Below are 16,422 nucleotides of genomic sequence, written 5' to 3'. Positions count from 1 at the left end.
AACGGCCGCCTGCGGCCGGAGGTGGCCGATGGAGATGTGTGCCCCGGCGAAGGCCGGGGTCCAGAAAGAGGACGCTAACCCGGCATATTCCCGCACTGGGACCCGGCTTTCGCCGGGGTTCCCGTCCCCCGGCAGGACCACCGCGCGGCGGCATGGGCCGCGCCTTGGCCTATCGCCTGCGTGAGCGGCCACAGGTCGCCAGCTTCGCCGCCGCATGGGATCGCGCGATCGCAATGGGCCTACGCATTCAGCATCGCAAAAAGAAAGACCCGCCCCCAGGCCCATGTCCCCGGGGGCGGGTCGCGACCCGTCGTCAACGGCTGCCGCTGCCCGTGCGGCATGATGCACGGGCAGCGGCGCCAAAGATCAGGCGAGGTCGAAACGGTCGGCGTTCATCACCTTGGTCCAGGCCTTGACGAAGTCCTTGACGAACTTTTCCTCATGACCCGTCTCGGCATAGACTTCGGCGACTGCGCGCAGTTCCGAGTTCGAACCGAAGATCAGGTCGGCACGCGTTGCGCGCCAGGTCTCGCCGCCACCCTTGCGGTCGGTCGCGACATATTCCTGGTCGTCCGATCCATCGACGGCCTTCCACACATTGGTCATGTCGAGCAGGTTGACGAAGAAGTCGTTGGTCAGCTGGCCCGATCGCTTGGTGAAGTGACCATGCCCGCGCTCGCCGTGATTGGCGCCGAGGACGCGGAGCCCCCCGACCAGCACCGTCATTTCGGGTACCGACAGGCCGAGCAGCGACGCCCGGTCGAGCATCATTTCCTCGGTCTTAACCGCCAGCTTCTTCTTGCCCAGATAGTTGCGGAACGCGTCGGCTTCGGGTTCCATCACCGCAAAGCTGTCGGCGTCGGTCTGCTCCGCGGTCGCGTCGCCGCGACCGCCGGTGAAGGGCACGGGCACGTTGAAGCCCGCATCCTTGATCGCCTTTTCCAGACCGACGACCCCGCCAAGCACGATCGCGTCGGCCATCGACATATTGCCGCGCAGCCCGTCGAGCGTATCGAGCACCTTCGCCAGCATCGCGGGCTCGTTGACCTCCCAGTCCTTCTGCGGCGCCAGCCGCACGCGCGCGCCATTGGCGCCGCCGCGGAAGTCGGACTTGCGATAGGTGCTGGCCGAGGCCCACGCGGTCTTGACCAGCTGGCTGACGGTCAGGCCGCTCGCGGCGATCTTGTCCTTCACCGCCTTGACGTCGGCATCGGACGGCATCGTGCCGGCAGGAACCGGATCCTGCCAGATCAGGTCTTCGGCGGGGACTTCGGGGCCGAGATAACGGATCTTGGGCCCCATGTCGCGGTGGGTCAGCTTGAACCAGGCGCGCGCGAAAGCCTCCTTGAACGCTTCATGATCGGTCCGGAACTTCTCGCTGATCTTGCGGAACTCCGGATCGACCTTCAGAGCCATGTCGGCGGTGGTCATCATCGTCGGAACCTTCTTGGACGAGTCCCAGGCGGCGGGCGCCATATCCTCTTCCTTCTGGTTGATCGGCTGCCACTGCTGCGCGCCGGCGGGCGATTTCACCAGCTCATATTCATAGTCGAGCAGCAGGCGGAAATAATTCTCGCTCCATGTCGTCGGCGTGTTCACCCACGCGCCTTCGAGCCCGCTGGTGACCGTATGCTCTCCGATGCCGCCGCTTTCATGACCGCTGACCCACCCGAAGCCCTGCGCGACGAGATCGCCGCCCGCGGGGGCCTTACCTAGCAACGACGCGTCGCCATTGCCGTGCGCCTTGCCAAAGGTGTGGCCGCCCGCGGTCAGCGCGACGGTCTCCTCATGGTCCATCGCCATGCGGTGAAAGGTTTCCTTGATGTCGCGCGCCGACTGGAGCGGATCGGGGTTGCCGCCCGGTCCTTCGGGATTGACGTAAATCAGGCCCATCTGGATTGCCGCAAGCGGACCCTCGATCTCGTGCATGCCATGTTCGGGAGCGATGCGCGTCTGCACCCCCTCGTTGACCCATTTGTCTTCGCTGCCCCAATAAATGTCGCGCTCGGGCTCGAACACGTCGGCGCGGCCGCCACCGAAGCCGAAGACCGGACCACCCATGCTTTCGATCGCGACATTGCCGGTCAGGATGAACAGGTCGGCCCAGCTGATCTTGTTGCCGTATTTCTGCTTGATCGGCCAAAGCAGGCGGCGCGCCTTGTCGAGGTTGCCGTTGTCGGGCCAGCTGTCGAGCGGCGCGAAGCGCTGCTGCCCGCTGTTGGCGCCGCCGCGGCCGTCGGCGGTGCGATAGGTTCCGGCGGCGTGCCACGCCATGCGGATGAAGAAGGGGCCGTAATGCCCGTAGTCGGCCGGCCACCAGGGCTGGCTGTCGGTCATCAGCGCGGTGAGGTCCGCCTTCAGCGCCTGATAGTCGAGCGACTTGAACGCCGCGGCATAGTCGAAATCCTCGCCCATCGGGTTCGACGGGCCATTGGGGTTCAGGATCTCGGTCGCCAGCATCTCGGGCCACCAGTCCTTGTTGGTGCGGCCGAGCAGCGCGCGGACGCCGCCGGGCTGGTGGACCGGGCAGCCGCCGGCGGGATCGATGGGGGTGGGGTCGTTCATGCAGTCTCTCCTCTTTTGATTATGCGTTGATGACCGGACGGGATGACGGGCGCGTGACGCGGCGGCGAAAACGGTGGTTTCCGAGGGCCTCTGAAGGACGGTCGGCGCGGGCAGGCGTCGAGTCGATGGCGTCATCCTTTCGTTCTGACCCGACGACGATAGGCCCACGCGTCCAATCGACCTAAACGAATAAGCTGAATATAGTCATCGAATGAACCGATCAGGCGGACATCCGGTTGCCGGAACGCCGGGCGCCCGTCCCGCGCCAGCCACGCCCCGGCTCCAAGGTGGAACATCTGGCACTGCCGGGGGGTTGATCGGATGTCGCGGCATGATGGCATGGCGCGGCAAAAGGAGATGGAAAGTGGCTAACACCCCCAACCAGCAGAACGAGAAAAACCCGCAGGCTGACCGCGACGAAGAACAGCGCCGCCAGCAGCAACAGCAGGGTGGCCAGGATCGCCAGCAGGACGGTCAGCGTTCCGATCAGGATCGCAACAAGAACCCGCAGCAGCGCTGATTTTCTCAGGCTGCATGAGAAAGGGCGACCCTGCGGGGCCGCCCTTTTCATTTGCCGGCAGGACAAAGATCAGAAGCCCGCCTTGATCGTCGCGCCCCAAGTCCGGGGATCGCCCGGCAGGCCAGTGATCAAACCGGTATTGCCCGGACCGACACTCAGCTGCTTGAGGTAATCCCGGCCGAAAGCGTTGCGCACCCAGCCAAAGATGTCGAACCCGACCTCCGTCCGGAACCCGGCGCGAAAGTTCGAAAGCGAATAGCCATCAATCCAGGTGTAAGCCGACGGCGACGGGTTCGACGACCAGTCCGAACGATAGCTGCCGTCGTAACCCAGATAAAATTGACCATCCTTGCCGAAAAGACTGGATTCGGCGTTCGCCTCGGCGCCAAAGGAAATGGCCCATTTCGACACGCCCGGCAGGCGCTGCCCTGAAATGTCGCAGTTCGGCGGACTGCTGGTCCCACCGGACAGCTCGGGCGGGCAAGGCGCATCGACGAAGCGTTCATATTCGGCATCGGTGTAGGCGCCATTGGCATAGGCCCGAAACCGCTCGCTCGGCCGGACCGAGAAATCGAATTCGGCGCCTTGGGTGCGTACCTTGCCCGCATTGGCGAGATAGCCGCGCAGCACCCCGAGCTGGCCGTTGTTCACATTGGCCTGGAAATTCTTGATGTCGGTGCGAAAGGCCGTGAGGTTCAGGGTGATGCGCCGGTCCCAGAATTCGGACTTCGCCCCGGCCTCATAATGATTGACCGATTCGGGCTTCACCGTTGCGGCGGCGAGGATCGGGTTTCCGTCGGCGCCGTTGGGCACGCCATTCTGGTTGATCCCGCCCGATTTGAACGTCTTCGCATAGGTCGCATAGAAAAGCAGGTCGTCCGCCGCCTTCCACGTCGCGGTGAGGTCGTAGCTGAAGTTCCAGTCGCTGAACGACGGCGCATATTCCTGCGGTGTAAATACGCCGAGCCGCGCGACCGATACCGGATCGGTCAGGCCCGCCGTCACCGGCGAACCGTCGCCGGCAAAGACGAGGCGGCGATAATAGCCGTCCTTCTTGTCATAGTTCAGCCGGACGCCGGGCTGGATCGTGAACTGGTCGGTGACCTTCCAGCTCATTTGGCCGAACAGGGCCGCGCTGGTGTTCTTGAGATACTGCGCGTTGATGGCGGCCAGGCCGTCGAGCACCGAAGGATCGTTCGACAGGGCGCTCGTCGGATTGAGCGTCCAGCGGCTCGACGCCGGACCGTGGGCCTCTGTACCCTGCGTGTCGATGCGCTGGAAATAATAAAAGCCGCCGACGACGAAATCGACGCGATCGCCGGTGTAATTATAGCGCAATTCCTGCGTGTACTGGTCCTGCTGCGACGGATTCTGCGACTTGGTGACGATCGGCAGACCGGTGAAGTCGCGATCGTTTTCGGGCTGCCAGTCCCAATAGCGCCACGCCGTGACCGACGTCAGCGTGCCCGGCCCGACATCCCATTTGATGCGCAGCGAGGCGCCGCCGATCTCGTTGCCCGCATTCAGGCTGGCATCGAGATCGGTGAGCCGGTCATAGGGATTGTCGCTGGGAAACGCATAGCCCTGTGCCGCGGCGAGAGCGGCGAACTGGCGGTTCAGCGGCCGCTGCGTCGCGCCGGTGCGAACGAAGACCGAGCCGCAGCACACCGCTTCCTGCCGGTTCCAGTCGCCGGCGAGCGTGATGTCGAGATTGCCGGCCGGCCGCCAGAGCAATTGCCCGCGAATGCCGATATTGTCCTGGCTCTGGATATAACGGTCGGTGACGACGTTATGGATCGTGCCGCGGCGGCTGGTCGACGAGATCGCGACGCGCGCAGCGAGCGTATCGGACAAGGGACCCGAAATCGCGGCCTTCGCCTGCTTGAAATTCAGGTTGCCGATGCTGACCTCGGCCTTGCCCTCGAAATCGAAGCTCGGCTGGTTGGTGGTGATGTTGATCGCGCCGGCGGTGGTATTCTTGCCATAGAGCGTACCCTGCGGCCCGCGCAGCACCTCGATCTGCGCAACATCGAGGAAATCGAAGGTCGAAGAGGCGACGCGCGAATAATAGACGTCGTCGACATAGATGCCGACACCCTGTTCGATCCCGTCGTTGGTGAGCCCGAACGGCGCGCCGATGCCGCGGATATTGACCGCGGTATTGCGCGGGTTCGACGAATAGAATTGCAGCGTCGGCGTGAGCTGCGTCAACCGGCCGACGTTGAAGCTGCCCGTATTGTCGATCTGTTCGCCCGCGACGACCGAGATTGCGATCGGCACGTCCTGTGCGGTTTCGCTGCGACGGCGCGCGGTGACGACGATCTCGCCGCCGTAGCTGCCGCCCTCGACCTGCGCGGCGGTGTCATCGGCAGCGAGATCGCCGGTGGTTTCCGCGGCGGCGGGGGTCGCCAACAACAAGGAAAGCGTAAAGAGGCTGGCCGGTACGCGCCGGCGGTTGGACGGATATTTTGCGGTCATGACAATTTCCTGTTGCAAGAAAATTGCCACATCCGGCGGTCCGGTCTGCGGCATTGAAGTGGGGAATATCCCCGTCGGGAGTGGTCTAATTCAGTTGGGGTAGCGGTGCCGTTCGGTCACATCGACCTGCACCAACCGCCCTTCATGCACGGTCAGCTGGATCGCGCCGAACTTCAGCTTGTCGAGCGCGTCGAGCACCGTCTGGATGGCGCGGCGCGGCGGTTGAGAGCCGCTTTTCGCGGCCTCCTCGGTCGAACTCATCGATATTCCTTTCCCGTCTGGATTCGCCGGACAAGAATAACCCAAGTGATTTAGTTGACAATGATCGTTTTGCTTTTTGCGCCGAAAGGTTCGGTTGTCGCGCCCAACGGATTCACGCGTGCGACGGGCCGACGGGCGCGACGACGCCAGGGATTGCGCGCGAGTCCCCATGCTGGCAAAGGCAGCCTCAATGAGCAAAATGAACGAACTGATGGCGCGCGGGACCGAACTTCTCGGCAGCGACCATGCCATCCTCTGCGGCGCGATGAGCTGGGTCTCCGAGCGCCGTCTGGTCAGCGCGATCAGCAATGCCGGAGGCTTTGGCGTGATCGCGTGCGGCGCGATGACGCCCGAACTGCTCGACGCCGAAATCGCGGCGACCAAGCTACTCGCGACGCGCAATTTCGGCGTCAACCTGATCACCATGCACCCACAGCTGTTCGACCTGATCGACGTGTGCGCCAAGCATGGCGTCGGCCATGTCGTGCTCGCGGGCGGCCTGCCGCCCAAGGGCAGCCTGGAGGCGATCAAGGCCTCGGGCGCGAAGGTGATCTGTTTCGCTCCGACGCTGGCGCTCGCCAAGAAGCTTGTGCGTTCAGGCGTCGACGCCCTGGTGATCGAGGGGATGGAGGCGGGCGGCCATATCGGCCCGGTGTCGACGAGCGTGCTCGCACAGGAGATCCTGCCCACGCTCGCCGACGAAGTCCCGATCTTCGTCGCCGGCGGCATCGGCCGCGGCGAGGCGATCGCCGCCTATCTGGAGATGGGCGCGTCGGGCGTCCAGCTCGGTACGCGCTTCGTCTGCGCGACCGAGAGCATCGCGCATCCCAATTTCAAAAAGGCTTTCCTGCGCGCCTCGGCGCGCGAGGCGGTCGCGAGCGTCCAGATCGACCCGCGCCTGCCAGTCATTCCGGTCCGCGCGCTCAAGAATGCCGGGACCGAAGCCTTCACCGCAAAGCAGCGCGAAGTCGCGAACAAGCTCGACAAGGGCGAGGTCGACATGGCCGAAGCCCAACTCGAGATCGAGCATTATTGGGCGGGCGCGCTGCGCCGCGCCGTGATCGACGGCGACGTCGAAAATGGTTCGTTAATGGCAGGGCAATCTGTCGGTATGGTATCCGAAGAAGAGAGCGCGGCAGCAATTGTCGCATCTCTGGTGCAACAGGCCGAAGCCGCGTTGCACGCTCGGGGTTGATGCTGCATGGCGATGCGGTTGGGGAGTGGTCATGAATTTGTCGCGTAAGATCATCGTAGCCGGCCTGCTGGCGAGTGTTGCCGCCTGTGCGCCGAAACCGCCCCCCCCGCCGCCGCCTCCCCCGCCGCCGCCGGTCGTCGTCACCATCCCGCCGCGGCCGCTGCCGCCGGGCAATGCTTCGCTGACGCAGATCCTTCCGGGCCGCGGGATCGACGGACGCTTCGTCACCGCGAACAGCGGCGTGACAGGCGACCGTGCCTTCTGGCAGCTCAAGATCGGGCTCAACGTCGCCGCGATCGGTTGCCGCGGTATCGAGGAATCGACGCTGGTTTCCGCCTATAACAATATCATCAAGGCGCACGGCAAGGTGATCAAGTCGACCGAGAAGTCGGTGATCAAGGATCTCGGGAAGGAAAACAAGAACAACGGCATCGCGCCGCGCGACCGCCTGTCGACGCAATTGTTCAACTATTTCGCCCAGCCCCCCGCGCAGCGGAACTTCTGCGCGCGGGCAAACGAGATCGCCCAGATCGTCTCGACGACGCCCACCGACCAGCTTGTCGAACAGGCGCCCGCGCACCTCGCGCGGCTCGACGAGCCGTTCAAGGAATTTTACGAAGCCTATGCCCAATATCAGGCCGATGTGATCGCGTGGGACGCGAAATATGCGCCGCCGCCGGCCATCATGACGGCGCCCGCACCGGCCATGCCGGTCGGCCCGGCGATCACGACCGGCACCACGCCGGGGGCGCTGGCGACGATGCCCGCGGATCCGGCCGAGAGTCGCTGACGGAATTTCGGGCCGCATAGGAATAGATCGGACAATCGCGCGCGAGGTATTGGCGCACGCCGCATCCTTCTGATAGCAGGATGGCGATGACCAACGCCCCGCCCCCGCCCTCGTCGGCCGCCCAGTCGGCGCGCACCATATTGACCCGGCTGCACGAGGTGATGGCATCACGCGTCAATGCGCAGGGCAAGCTCAACCAGGTCGTCGGCATCATCGGCGAATGCCTCGACAGCGAGGTGTGCTCGATCTACCTTCTGCGCGACGGCGCGCTCGAACTTTACGCGACGCGCGGGCTGAAGCAGGAGGCCGTGCACGTCACGCGCCTCGGCCTCGGCGAAGGGCTGGTGGGCACGATCGCCGAGCATATCGAGACGCTGAACCTCGACGAAGCGGCGGCGCATCCCGACTTTTCCTATCGCCCCGAAACGGGCGAGGAACTGTTCCACAGCTTTGCCGGTGTCCCGATCATCCGCCGCGAGCGCGCAGTGGGCGTCCTCTGCGTCCAGCACGCCGATCCGCGCCGTTATGCCGATATCGAGATCGAGACGCTGCAGACGGTCGCGATGGTGCTGTCCGAACTGATCGCCAACGCTGATCTGGTCGATACCGCCGCGCGCACCGATGCCGCCGCAGCGGATCAGTCGGCGCAGCGGCTGAACGGGCAGAAGCTGGTCGACGGGATGGGCGCCGGGGTCGCGGTGTTCCACCAGCCGCGCATCACGATCGAGCACACGGTCGCCGACGACACCGAAGCCGAACGCCACCGCGTCTATGCCGCCTTCGACAAGATGCGCGAGCAGATCGACCGCATGGCGAGCAGCGCCGACTTCGGCGTCGGCGGCGAGCATGAAGAGGTCATCGAGACCTACAAGATGTTCGCCTATGACGAAGGGTGGTCGCGACGGATCAACGAGGCGATCGACAGCGGGCTGACCGCAGAGGCGGCGATCGAGCGCGTCCAGCAGCGCACCCGGATGCGGATGCGGCAGATCGACGATCCCCTGCTGCGCGACCGCATGCACGATCTCGAGGACCTGTCGAACCGGCTGATCCGGATCGTGTCGGGGCAGATGGGCACCGCGGCGCAGATGGGCCTGCGCCAGGATTCGATCCTGATCGCGCGCAACCTCGGCCCCGCCGAGCTGCTCGAATATGACCGCCGCCGCCTGAAAGGCGTCGTGCTCGAGGAAGGGTCGCTGACCGCGCACGTCATCATCGTCGCGCGCGCGATGGGTGTGCCGGTGATCGGCCGCGTCAGCGATGTTCGCACGTCGATCCGCGAAGGCGACCTGTTGCTGCTCGACGCATCGGCCGGCCAGTTGCATGTCCGGCCGACGCAGGCGGTGCAGGATGCGTTCGACGCAAAGCTGGAGATTTCACACAAGCGCCGCGCGAACCTTGCCTCGTTGCGCGACATGCCCGCGGTCACCAAGGATGGTGTGCCGATCGAACTGATGATCAATGCGGGCCTGCGCGAAGACGTCGCGGCGCTCGACTTGACCGGCGCGCGGGGCATCGGGTTGTTCCGCACCGAATTCCAGTTCCTCGTGTCGGCGACCCTGCCGTCGCGCGACCGCCAGCAGCGACTATACCGCGACGTGCTCGACGCAGCCGGCGACCGGCCGGTGATCTTCCGCACGGTCGACATCGGCGGCGACAAGGCGCTGCCCTATATGAACGTAGGCGACAGCGCGCAGGAGGAAAATCCGGCGATGGGCTGGCGCGCGCTGCGCCTCGCGCTCGAGCGCGAAGGACTGCTCAAGGTTCAGGCCCGGGCGCTGATGGAAGCGGCGGCGGGACGGACGCTCAACGTGATGTTCCCGATGGTGTCCGAGCCGTGGGAATATGAAGCGGCGCGCGACCTGTTCGTCGGCCAGCGGGCGTGGCTCGCGCAGCATAACAAGAAATTGCCGGCAGCCATCCGTTATGGCGCCATGCTGGAAGTGCCCGGCCTCGTCGAAACGCTCGACCTGATGCTGCCGCACCTCGATTTCCTGTCGGTCGGGACCAACGACCTGACCCAATTCCTGTTCGCCGCCGACCGGGCACATCCGCGGCTCGCCGAGCGCTATGACTGGTTGTCGCCGACGGTGATGCGCTACCTCGCTCGCGTCGTGCGGGTCGTCTCGGGAACGAAGGTCGCGCTGGGCGTGTGCGGCGAGATGGGCGGACGGCCGCTGGAAGCGATGGCACTGCTCGGCGTCGGCATCGAGCGGCTGTCGATCACCCCGGCCGGCGTCGGGCCCGTCAAGGCGATGATCCGCTCGCTCGATCTCGGCGCGCTGCGCGCCGACATGCCGGCGATCCTCGCACGGCCCGCCGCCAACCCGCGCGGCCAGTATCAGGACTGGGCAGAGCGTCATCAGGTCGATCTGGGCGATTGATCACGCTTCAGCGCCGAAATTAACCTTTCGACAGGGATGTTTTGGTTAATACACTCTTGCGCCCATTGGGGAGGCTGGAGAAGATGATGCAATTGGTCAAACGTTCCTACGCCGGGGTCATGCACAAAATCGCCGACCTCGGCCCGATGGAAAGGCTTGCCGAGGAAGCGCAGCAGAGCGACGAATATGGCTGGTTGCGCTGGGCCGCTTCGCTGCTCGCGATCCACGACATCGAACGCATGATCGCGCTCGGTCTGCCCTGGTGGAATGTCGCCGCGACACGCGACGTTGCGCAGTTCCTTCGCACGCGTCCGAATGCACGGGTTTTCGAATATGGCGCGGGCGCGAGCACCATCTGGCTCGCCCGCCACGCCGCGCACGTCACCTCCGTTGAGCATCATGCCGAATGGCACCACCGGCTGAGCAGGGAAGTCGCGCGCTTCCAGAATATCGCGTTGCACCACTGCGAGCTCGACGGCGACGCCTATATCGGCGCAATCGACGAAACGGGGGCGCCGTTCGACCTGATCGTCGTCGATGGACGTCGCCGCACCGAATGTCTCGCGCGAGCAATCCCGCATCTAGCGCCGGGCGGCATCATCCTGCTCGATGACAGCGGCCGCAGTCGCTATCGCCGCGCCATCGAAAATTGCGGGCTGAAAGAGCGCCGCCATTTTGGCCGCTCCTATTGTGTCCCCTATCCCGATTTTACCAGCATCCTTCATGCCTGACATCGCCGCGCCGCGGCGCCGGCCGTCGTTCGAACGGATCGGGCGATGGGTTGGCGGCCTAGCGCTCGCGGCCAGCATCGCCTTCATCGGCGAGCGACTGTGGCGGCTCGACTGGTCGACACTCCAGCCGCACGCTTCGTGGAGCTTCGCGGGCGCGATGCTCGGCGCCGCGCTGCTCTTCGCCGCCGCCGACCGCGCACTGGCGCTGGGATGGACCGCACTCGTCGATCCCGAACGGGTCCATCCGCCGCGCGCTATGGCGCGCATCTATGCGCGCGGCGTGTTGATGAAATATCTGCCGGGGTCGGTGTTCCAATATGTGAGCCGCCAGGTTGAAGGCGCGAAGACCGGAATCGAACATAAACTGCTCGCCAAGTCGGTTGCTATCGAGGTCGGCCTGCATCTGGTCAGCAGCATGTCGGTCGCCGCCGCCTGCCTGGCCTTCGATCGCTGGCCTGTAACGGCGGTCATGGCAGCGCTCATCGTCATCGGCGCATCGCTTTCCATGCGCCGGCCGCTACTGACCGCGCTGGCCTTCCAGATCATCGCCTTCGGCGCTTTTGCCGCGGCTGCCGCGTTGATCGGCGCTGCGGTTCTGCCAGCCGGCGCGACCCTCGCGCATTTCGCCGCGCTGTTCCTGCTGGCGTGGCTGGCGGGATTTGTCGTGCCTGTCGCACCGGGCGGCATCGGCGTTCGCGAAGCAGCGCTGCTGGCGCTGGCAGGCACCAGCCTGCCAGCGGCGGCTTTGATGGCGGCAACGCTGGCGCTGCGCGCATCGTCGATCGCCGGCGACCTTGGATATGGCCTTGTGACGCTGGGACGCCGCGACCGGGGTTGAAAGGCGTTTGCCGGGCGCGCGGCAAATACCACGACGGCAACGCAATTCAGAACAGCATGAAAAGGGGACCGCCCTCGTCGAGCTGCGCCGGAACCTTGATGCCCTGCCCCCAGATCAGCCGGGCGCCCGAAGCACCGGTCGATGCCCGATGGACGCCGCGGTCGAGGTGGACGAATTGACCGGGCGCGAACACGCGATCGCCGATCGTGATGCTCGCATCGCCCACCGTGTAGGAACCAGGCACCCGGATCGTGAAGCGATGATCGGTCGAGCGGGATGGAATATTCTCGCCGGCGATCCAGAACGGGCCCCACAGATGCACGAACGTATCGCGGATCGCGGCGAGATCGCCGGGAAGGAAAGAGGGCACCGGGCCTTTGCCGTTCAACGCATCCTCGAACATATGGTCGTCGTTCACCACTAGCGGGACCGGCTTGGACGCCATGGTTTCCTCGAGGCTCGGAAAGCCGCCGCGAAGATATTGGTCGATGCCCCAGGGCGTCATGAACACATTGGCCTTGGGAAATCGCCCCAGCATCGCGCAACTGTCGAAGTAGGAGACGCCGTTCGGGAACATGGCGTCGGCGACGCGCAGCATCTGGCGCTGGCGTTCGATCGGGTTCGGCGGTTCCTTGTAAAGGACGAAGCCGCCACCGAGCAGCAGCAGCGCGGCGACCGCGATCGCGCGGTAGCGCGCAACCAGCACCGCGAACACCACGCCGCAAGCGACCGTGACCGGCGGCAGCATATAGACGTAAAAATAGGGCGCGGTGTTGTGATAGAAGAACAGCGTCAGGATCGGCAGGTAAAAGCCGGTCAACGCCAGCTTTTCGGCTTTGGGCAGCGCCGCGTTCCAGACGACGAGCGGAAACGCCAATATGGCGAGCGCCAGAACGACCGAAAGCTGCACGCCCTTCACCAGCGATTGCCAATAGGTCACATAACCAAAGTGGAACATCTTGCCGCCGGCGCGCGAGACGACCTTCATCGCCTCGACGTCGCTGTTGCCGGCCAGGCTGCTGGCGTGCGCGAGATAGATCAGCGCGAATGCACCGAGCGCGGCGCCGCCGAGCGCGGTGAAGCGGAGGAGCAGGCGCCGCTTGTCCGCCGCCTCCGACCAAAGGAGGCAAGCGACGCCCAGAAACACCGGTGCATAGAGGATCGTCTTGATCGTCAGCATCGCCGACAGGCCGGCAAGCAGGCCGACGACAAGAATCGGACCGGCGGTCAGGCGAAACCGCAGCAATATCCAGGTTGCGGTCATGAGCATCGCAGCGGCGGGCGCATCGAAACGGAAGGAGGTGCCGTGCTGAAGCACATATCCGGCGGTCAGATATGCCAGCGCGCAGAGCATGGCGGGCACCCGCGCCACGAAACGCGACGCAGCGCCGAAGATCGCCGCCGCGACGATGATCTCGCACAGGAACATGAAGAGCCGGATCGTGATGATATGGTCGACGCCGACACCCGGCAGATCGACCGCCCACACGAAGGCGCGCGTGTAGAGCGTCTGCAGCGGTTCGGTCAGCGTGCCTTGCGCAAGCTTTTGCACCTGGCTGTAATGATAGAATTCGTCCCAGTTGATCGCGCGCGTGAGCGCGAGATAAAGATGCGCCGCAAGCGCCAGCACGATCCCCGCCATCGGCCAGAAAAGCGAGCCGGCGTCGGGAAATTTTCCGACGCGGACGTCCAGCGCCGGTATCGCCTTCGGCGCCCCGCGATGCCTTTTCAGCGGTTCGCCACCACGATGGCCCCCGGCTTCCCCCTGCTGGTCCATGGTCCCTTCAATACTCCGTAAAGATGGGCCCGCTCGGCCAGGCAAAAGCCGGTCGGTCCAGATCGTCGCCCCAACGCAGGGTCACATCGACGCCGCGTGGCCCCGCGACGCTGTGCATTCCCCTCGCCAGCGTGACCAGGCTGCCGGCGGGATGATGTTTCCCGTCAATATCGATGCTCCCGCCCTCGACGGTATAGCGTCCGGGAACCGCGATCTCGACCGCAATCGGCCGTTCACCCGGCGCGATGACCTTTCCGGCAACGAACAGCCGTCCCCAATGCGGAATATAATTCTCGCGCAGAATCCTGTCGTCTTCGGGAAGAAAGCGGCCGTCGAAAGACGTGTCGTGGAAAAGACCCCGCAGAACCACATTATTGGCCAGAAGCATCGGGACGGGCTCGGCCTTCAGCGCCGCGCTGTAAATCGGTTCGCCCGCCCGATAGTAATTTTCCAGTCCCCATCCGCTGGCGAAGTGATTCACCGCGCGCGGGAAATTTCCCGCCATTCCGCTGTTGTCGATATAGGTGACGGGCGCGGGAAATATGGTCTGAATGCCGGTCAGGATCGCCCGCTGGCGGGGCAGCACGTCGCGATCCTGCCCGAACGACAGCAGCAGCGCGCCGGCGAGCGGAAGGAAAGCCACGGCAACGACGCCGTAACGCTGCCGGAGCCAGCCCACCACGGGCGCGACGGCAACAACGGCGGGGGGCAGGATGAAGGCGAAGTGATAGGGGAAGGCATTGCGATAGACGGCGACCGTCGCGAGCGGCGCCAGAAGGGAGAGCAAGAGAATGCGCTCCGTCCAGCCGCGGCCGGGCCAACAGGCGTAAAGGACCGTAGCGAGAATGGCGACCGACAGCAGCGGCGCAAAGACGATCTGCAACAGGAGCCAGGCCCCTTGCGGAAAGACACCCCCCGAAAACATCCGGTCGATCGAAGCGCGACCAAGATCACCGACGTCGCGCAAAACGCCGACCGGCCCGGTCGCCGGCAGATGGGGTGCCAGCCAGAGCAGCGTCACGCCTGCCAGCGCGACCAGCATCGCCGCGCTCGCCAACACCCGGCGATGACCGGGCTTCTCCAGCCGGAACAGCAGGACGCCCAGAAAGGCGGGCGCGTAAAGCACCGCTTTGATCGTGGAAAAGAAGGCCAGTCCGACAAGAAGCAGGATCAGCGCGATTTCCCTGCCGCGCAGCGGGCGGCAGAGGGTCAGCCACAATGCCCCCATCAGCAGGGCGGCCGCGATCATGTCGGCCCGCAGCGCGAAGGCGTGCAGGAACACATAGCCGCCGGTCGCGTATATCAACCCGCAAAGCAGCGCCGTTTCGCGGTCGGTAAAGCGGCTCGCCATTCCCGCGATCGCCGCGATCGTCGCGATTTCGAAAGGAAGGATGAGAAGCCGGATCAGCTGGATATGGTCGATATTATCCCCGGGGAGCGCGGGAACCCAGAAAAACAGCGCGACAAATGGCGCCTGCAGCCATGGCGCCGGACGCCCGAGCAGATGCTGGTGGATCTGGCTGAAATGGAAAAATTCGTCCCAGTTCACGCTTTTGGCATAAACGAGCTCGACCTGAAGCAGCAGCACCAGAGCCAGCATCGTGCACAGGATCTGCACCGCCGTCGGGCGAAGCAATCGCGTCGCGATATCTCGCCGCTGCGCCACCGATGCCATAGTCAGCGTTCGGCCCGGCGCTTCCCGTGAGCCTCGTCGGCAACCGGATCGGCAGCGCCTCCGTTCGCGGCGTCCAGATGCGCCTCGATCTTGTGAAGGCGGATAAGCCCGGCTTCGATCAGCTTGCGGTTCGCGGCGATCAGGTCGGCGAGCAGGCCCATCACCGCAACCATCGCGCCAAGCACCAGCAACGCGCCGCCGATCACCAGCGACTGGACATGCCCGTCGCCCCCGCCCTGCAGGAAAAAGATCAGGAAACGCACGATCGGAACAACACCCACGAACGCGATTGCCAGCCCGAGCCCGACGAAGGCACGTAGCGGGTTATAGGTCGTATAGGCGCGCGCCATCGTGATACCGGTGTTGACGATGAAGCGCGGGATCGATTTGAACAGGCGCGACGGGCGCAGCGTTGCATTGGTGCGGATCGGCACGCTGAGGATCGACAGGCGCTTGCGCCCGGCCTGGATCAGCATGTCGGTCGTGTAGCTGAATTCGGTCGTGATATTGATGCGCTGTGCCGCCTCGCGGCTGATCGCGCGAAATCCGCTGACCGCGTCCGAAACCTGCACGTTGGCGAGGCGCTGGACCATCGCGCTGCCCAGCGCCTGCAACCGGCGTTTGACCGGGCCGAAATGTTCATTGTCGCCGACGCCACGGTCGCCGACGACGATATCGGCGCGCCCGTCGATGATCGGCGCGACAATCTTGGCGATATCTTCGCCGACATATTGGCCATCGGCGTCGGTGTTGACGATGATATCGGCACCGGCGGCAAGCGCTGCGTCGATGCCCGAGCGGAACGCCGCGGCGAGCCCGCGATTGGTGCGGTGGCGCACGACATGGTGCACGCCCCACATGCGGGCGACCTGCGCCGTATTGTCGCTGCTGCCATCGTCGATGACGAGGATTTCGATCGTGTCGATGCCGTCGATCTTGCGGGGCAAGGCCGCAAGGGTAGCCGGAAGGTCTTCGGCCTCGTTCAGGCAGGGAATCTGGATGACCAGCTTCATCGCGCGAACTGCCGCCGGATCCCCATCGACCCCGATCGGCCCGCAGCCGATTTTCCGCACCCGCCCTGATCCATGGAAGTTCCCCAAAATCCGTGTCTCTGCGGCCTAGGCGCTTGTGGTTAACATCCCGCTAATGCTTACCCCTCGCGTCATTGCCGAGGTCGATATGTTTATGATATGTTCTTTCTCGATTCT

General features: G+C 64.7%; 12 protein-coding genes. 6 read left to right on the top strand and 6 right to left on the bottom strand.

The features are described 5' to 3' along the window. Positions 1 to 366: 366 nt before the first annotated feature. Positions 367 to 2,565 carry a catalase/peroxidase HPI gene (gene katG / locus VSX79_RS02790; protein ID WP_326914352.1) on the bottom strand — a complete coding sequence of 733 codons (2,199 nt, stop codon included), beginning with the start codon at positions 2,563 to 2,565 and terminating at the stop codon, positions 367 to 369. Between the two features lie 364 nt (positions 2,566 to 2,929). Between katG and VSX79_RS02785 the strand changes: the two genes are divergently transcribed. Next, on the top strand, positions 2,930 to 3,085 hold the full coding sequence (locus VSX79_RS02785; RefSeq protein WP_179499521.1) for a hypothetical protein: 156 nt from the start codon (positions 2,930 to 2,932) through the stop codon (positions 3,083 to 3,085). A gap of 69 nt (positions 3,086 to 3,154) precedes the next feature. Here the strand turns inward: VSX79_RS02785 and VSX79_RS02780 are convergent, their stop codons facing one another. Both VSX79_RS02780 and VSX79_RS02775 read right to left on the bottom strand, forming a co-directional pair. Continuing rightward, positions 3,155 to 5,563 carry a TonB-dependent receptor gene (locus VSX79_RS02780; protein WP_326914351.1) on the bottom strand — a complete coding sequence of 803 codons (2,409 nt, stop codon included), beginning with the start codon at positions 5,561 to 5,563 and terminating at the stop codon, positions 3,155 to 3,157. 90 nt (positions 5,564 to 5,653) lie between these two features. Next, on the bottom strand, positions 5,654 to 5,824 hold the full coding sequence (locus tag VSX79_RS02775) for a YezD family protein (RefSeq protein ID WP_179499523.1): 171 nt from the start codon (positions 5,822 to 5,824) through the stop codon (positions 5,654 to 5,656). 190 nt (positions 5,825 to 6,014) lie between these two features. On the opposite strand from VSX79_RS02775, the gene VSX79_RS02770 reads away from it, so the two are divergent. The 5 genes from VSX79_RS02770 (at position 6,015) to VSX79_RS02750 (ending at position 11,762) form a co-directional block, all read left to right on the top strand. After that, positions 6,015 to 7,019, top strand: a complete 1,005-nt coding sequence (locus VSX79_RS02770) for an NAD(P)H-dependent flavin oxidoreductase (RefSeq protein WP_179499524.1) — start codon at positions 6,015 to 6,017, stop codon at positions 7,017 to 7,019. A gap of 31 nt (positions 7,020 to 7,050) precedes the next feature. Further along, complete coding sequence (locus VSX79_RS02765; RefSeq protein ID WP_326914350.1) at positions 7,051 to 7,809, top strand: hypothetical protein; 759 nt, start codon at positions 7,051 to 7,053, stop codon at positions 7,807 to 7,809. An 86-nt stretch (positions 7,810 to 7,895) separates the two neighbouring features. Beyond that, the gene (gene ptsP, locus VSX79_RS02760) at positions 7,896 to 10,193 is read left to right on the top strand and encodes a phosphoenolpyruvate--protein phosphotransferase (RefSeq protein WP_326914349.1); all 2,298 of its coding nucleotides are present in this window, start codon (positions 7,896 to 7,898) and stop codon (positions 10,191 to 10,193) included. A gap of 86 nt (positions 10,194 to 10,279) precedes the next feature. Then, a complete protein-coding gene (locus VSX79_RS02755) occupies positions 10,280 to 10,924 on the top strand; it encodes a class I SAM-dependent methyltransferase (RefSeq protein ID WP_326914348.1) in 645 nt (214 codons plus the stop codon). Then, a complete protein-coding gene (locus tag VSX79_RS02750) occupies positions 10,917 to 11,762 on the top strand; it encodes a hypothetical protein (protein WP_179499528.1) in 846 nt (281 codons plus the stop codon). Before VSX79_RS02755 ends, VSX79_RS02750 begins: the two co-directional genes overlap by 8 nt. A 46-nt stretch (positions 11,763 to 11,808) precedes the next feature. Here VSX79_RS02750 and VSX79_RS02745 read toward each other — a convergent pair whose 3' ends face one another. From VSX79_RS02745 to VSX79_RS02735, 3 genes are read right to left on the bottom strand one after another with little or no spacing between them, the layout of a single operon-like run. Next, the gene (locus VSX79_RS02745) at positions 11,809 to 13,539 is read right to left on the bottom strand and encodes a glycosyltransferase family protein (protein ID WP_179499529.1); all 1,731 of its coding nucleotides are present in this window, start codon (positions 13,537 to 13,539) and stop codon (positions 11,809 to 11,811) included. Positions 13,540 to 13,546: 7 nt separating this feature from the next. Next, positions 13,547 to 15,175, bottom strand: a complete 1,629-nt coding sequence (locus VSX79_RS02740) for an ArnT family glycosyltransferase (RefSeq protein WP_179499530.1) — start codon at positions 15,173 to 15,175, stop codon at positions 13,547 to 13,549. Positions 15,176 to 15,216: 41 nt separating this feature from the next. Continuing rightward, the gene (locus VSX79_RS02735) at positions 15,217 to 16,287 is read right to left on the bottom strand and encodes a glycosyltransferase family 2 protein (protein WP_326914347.1); all 1,071 of its coding nucleotides are present in this window, start codon (positions 16,285 to 16,287) and stop codon (positions 15,217 to 15,219) included. Between the last annotated feature and the right edge of the window lie 135 nt (positions 16,288 to 16,422).

Source organism: Sphingopyxis chilensis, assembly GCF_035930445.1.
Classification (GTDB): domain Bacteria; phylum Pseudomonadota; class Alphaproteobacteria; order Sphingomonadales; family Sphingomonadaceae; genus Sphingopyxis; species Sphingopyxis chilensis.
The sequence above is the reverse complement of the archived record's forward strand: the minus strand, read 5'-3'. Positions and strand labels throughout refer to the sequence as shown.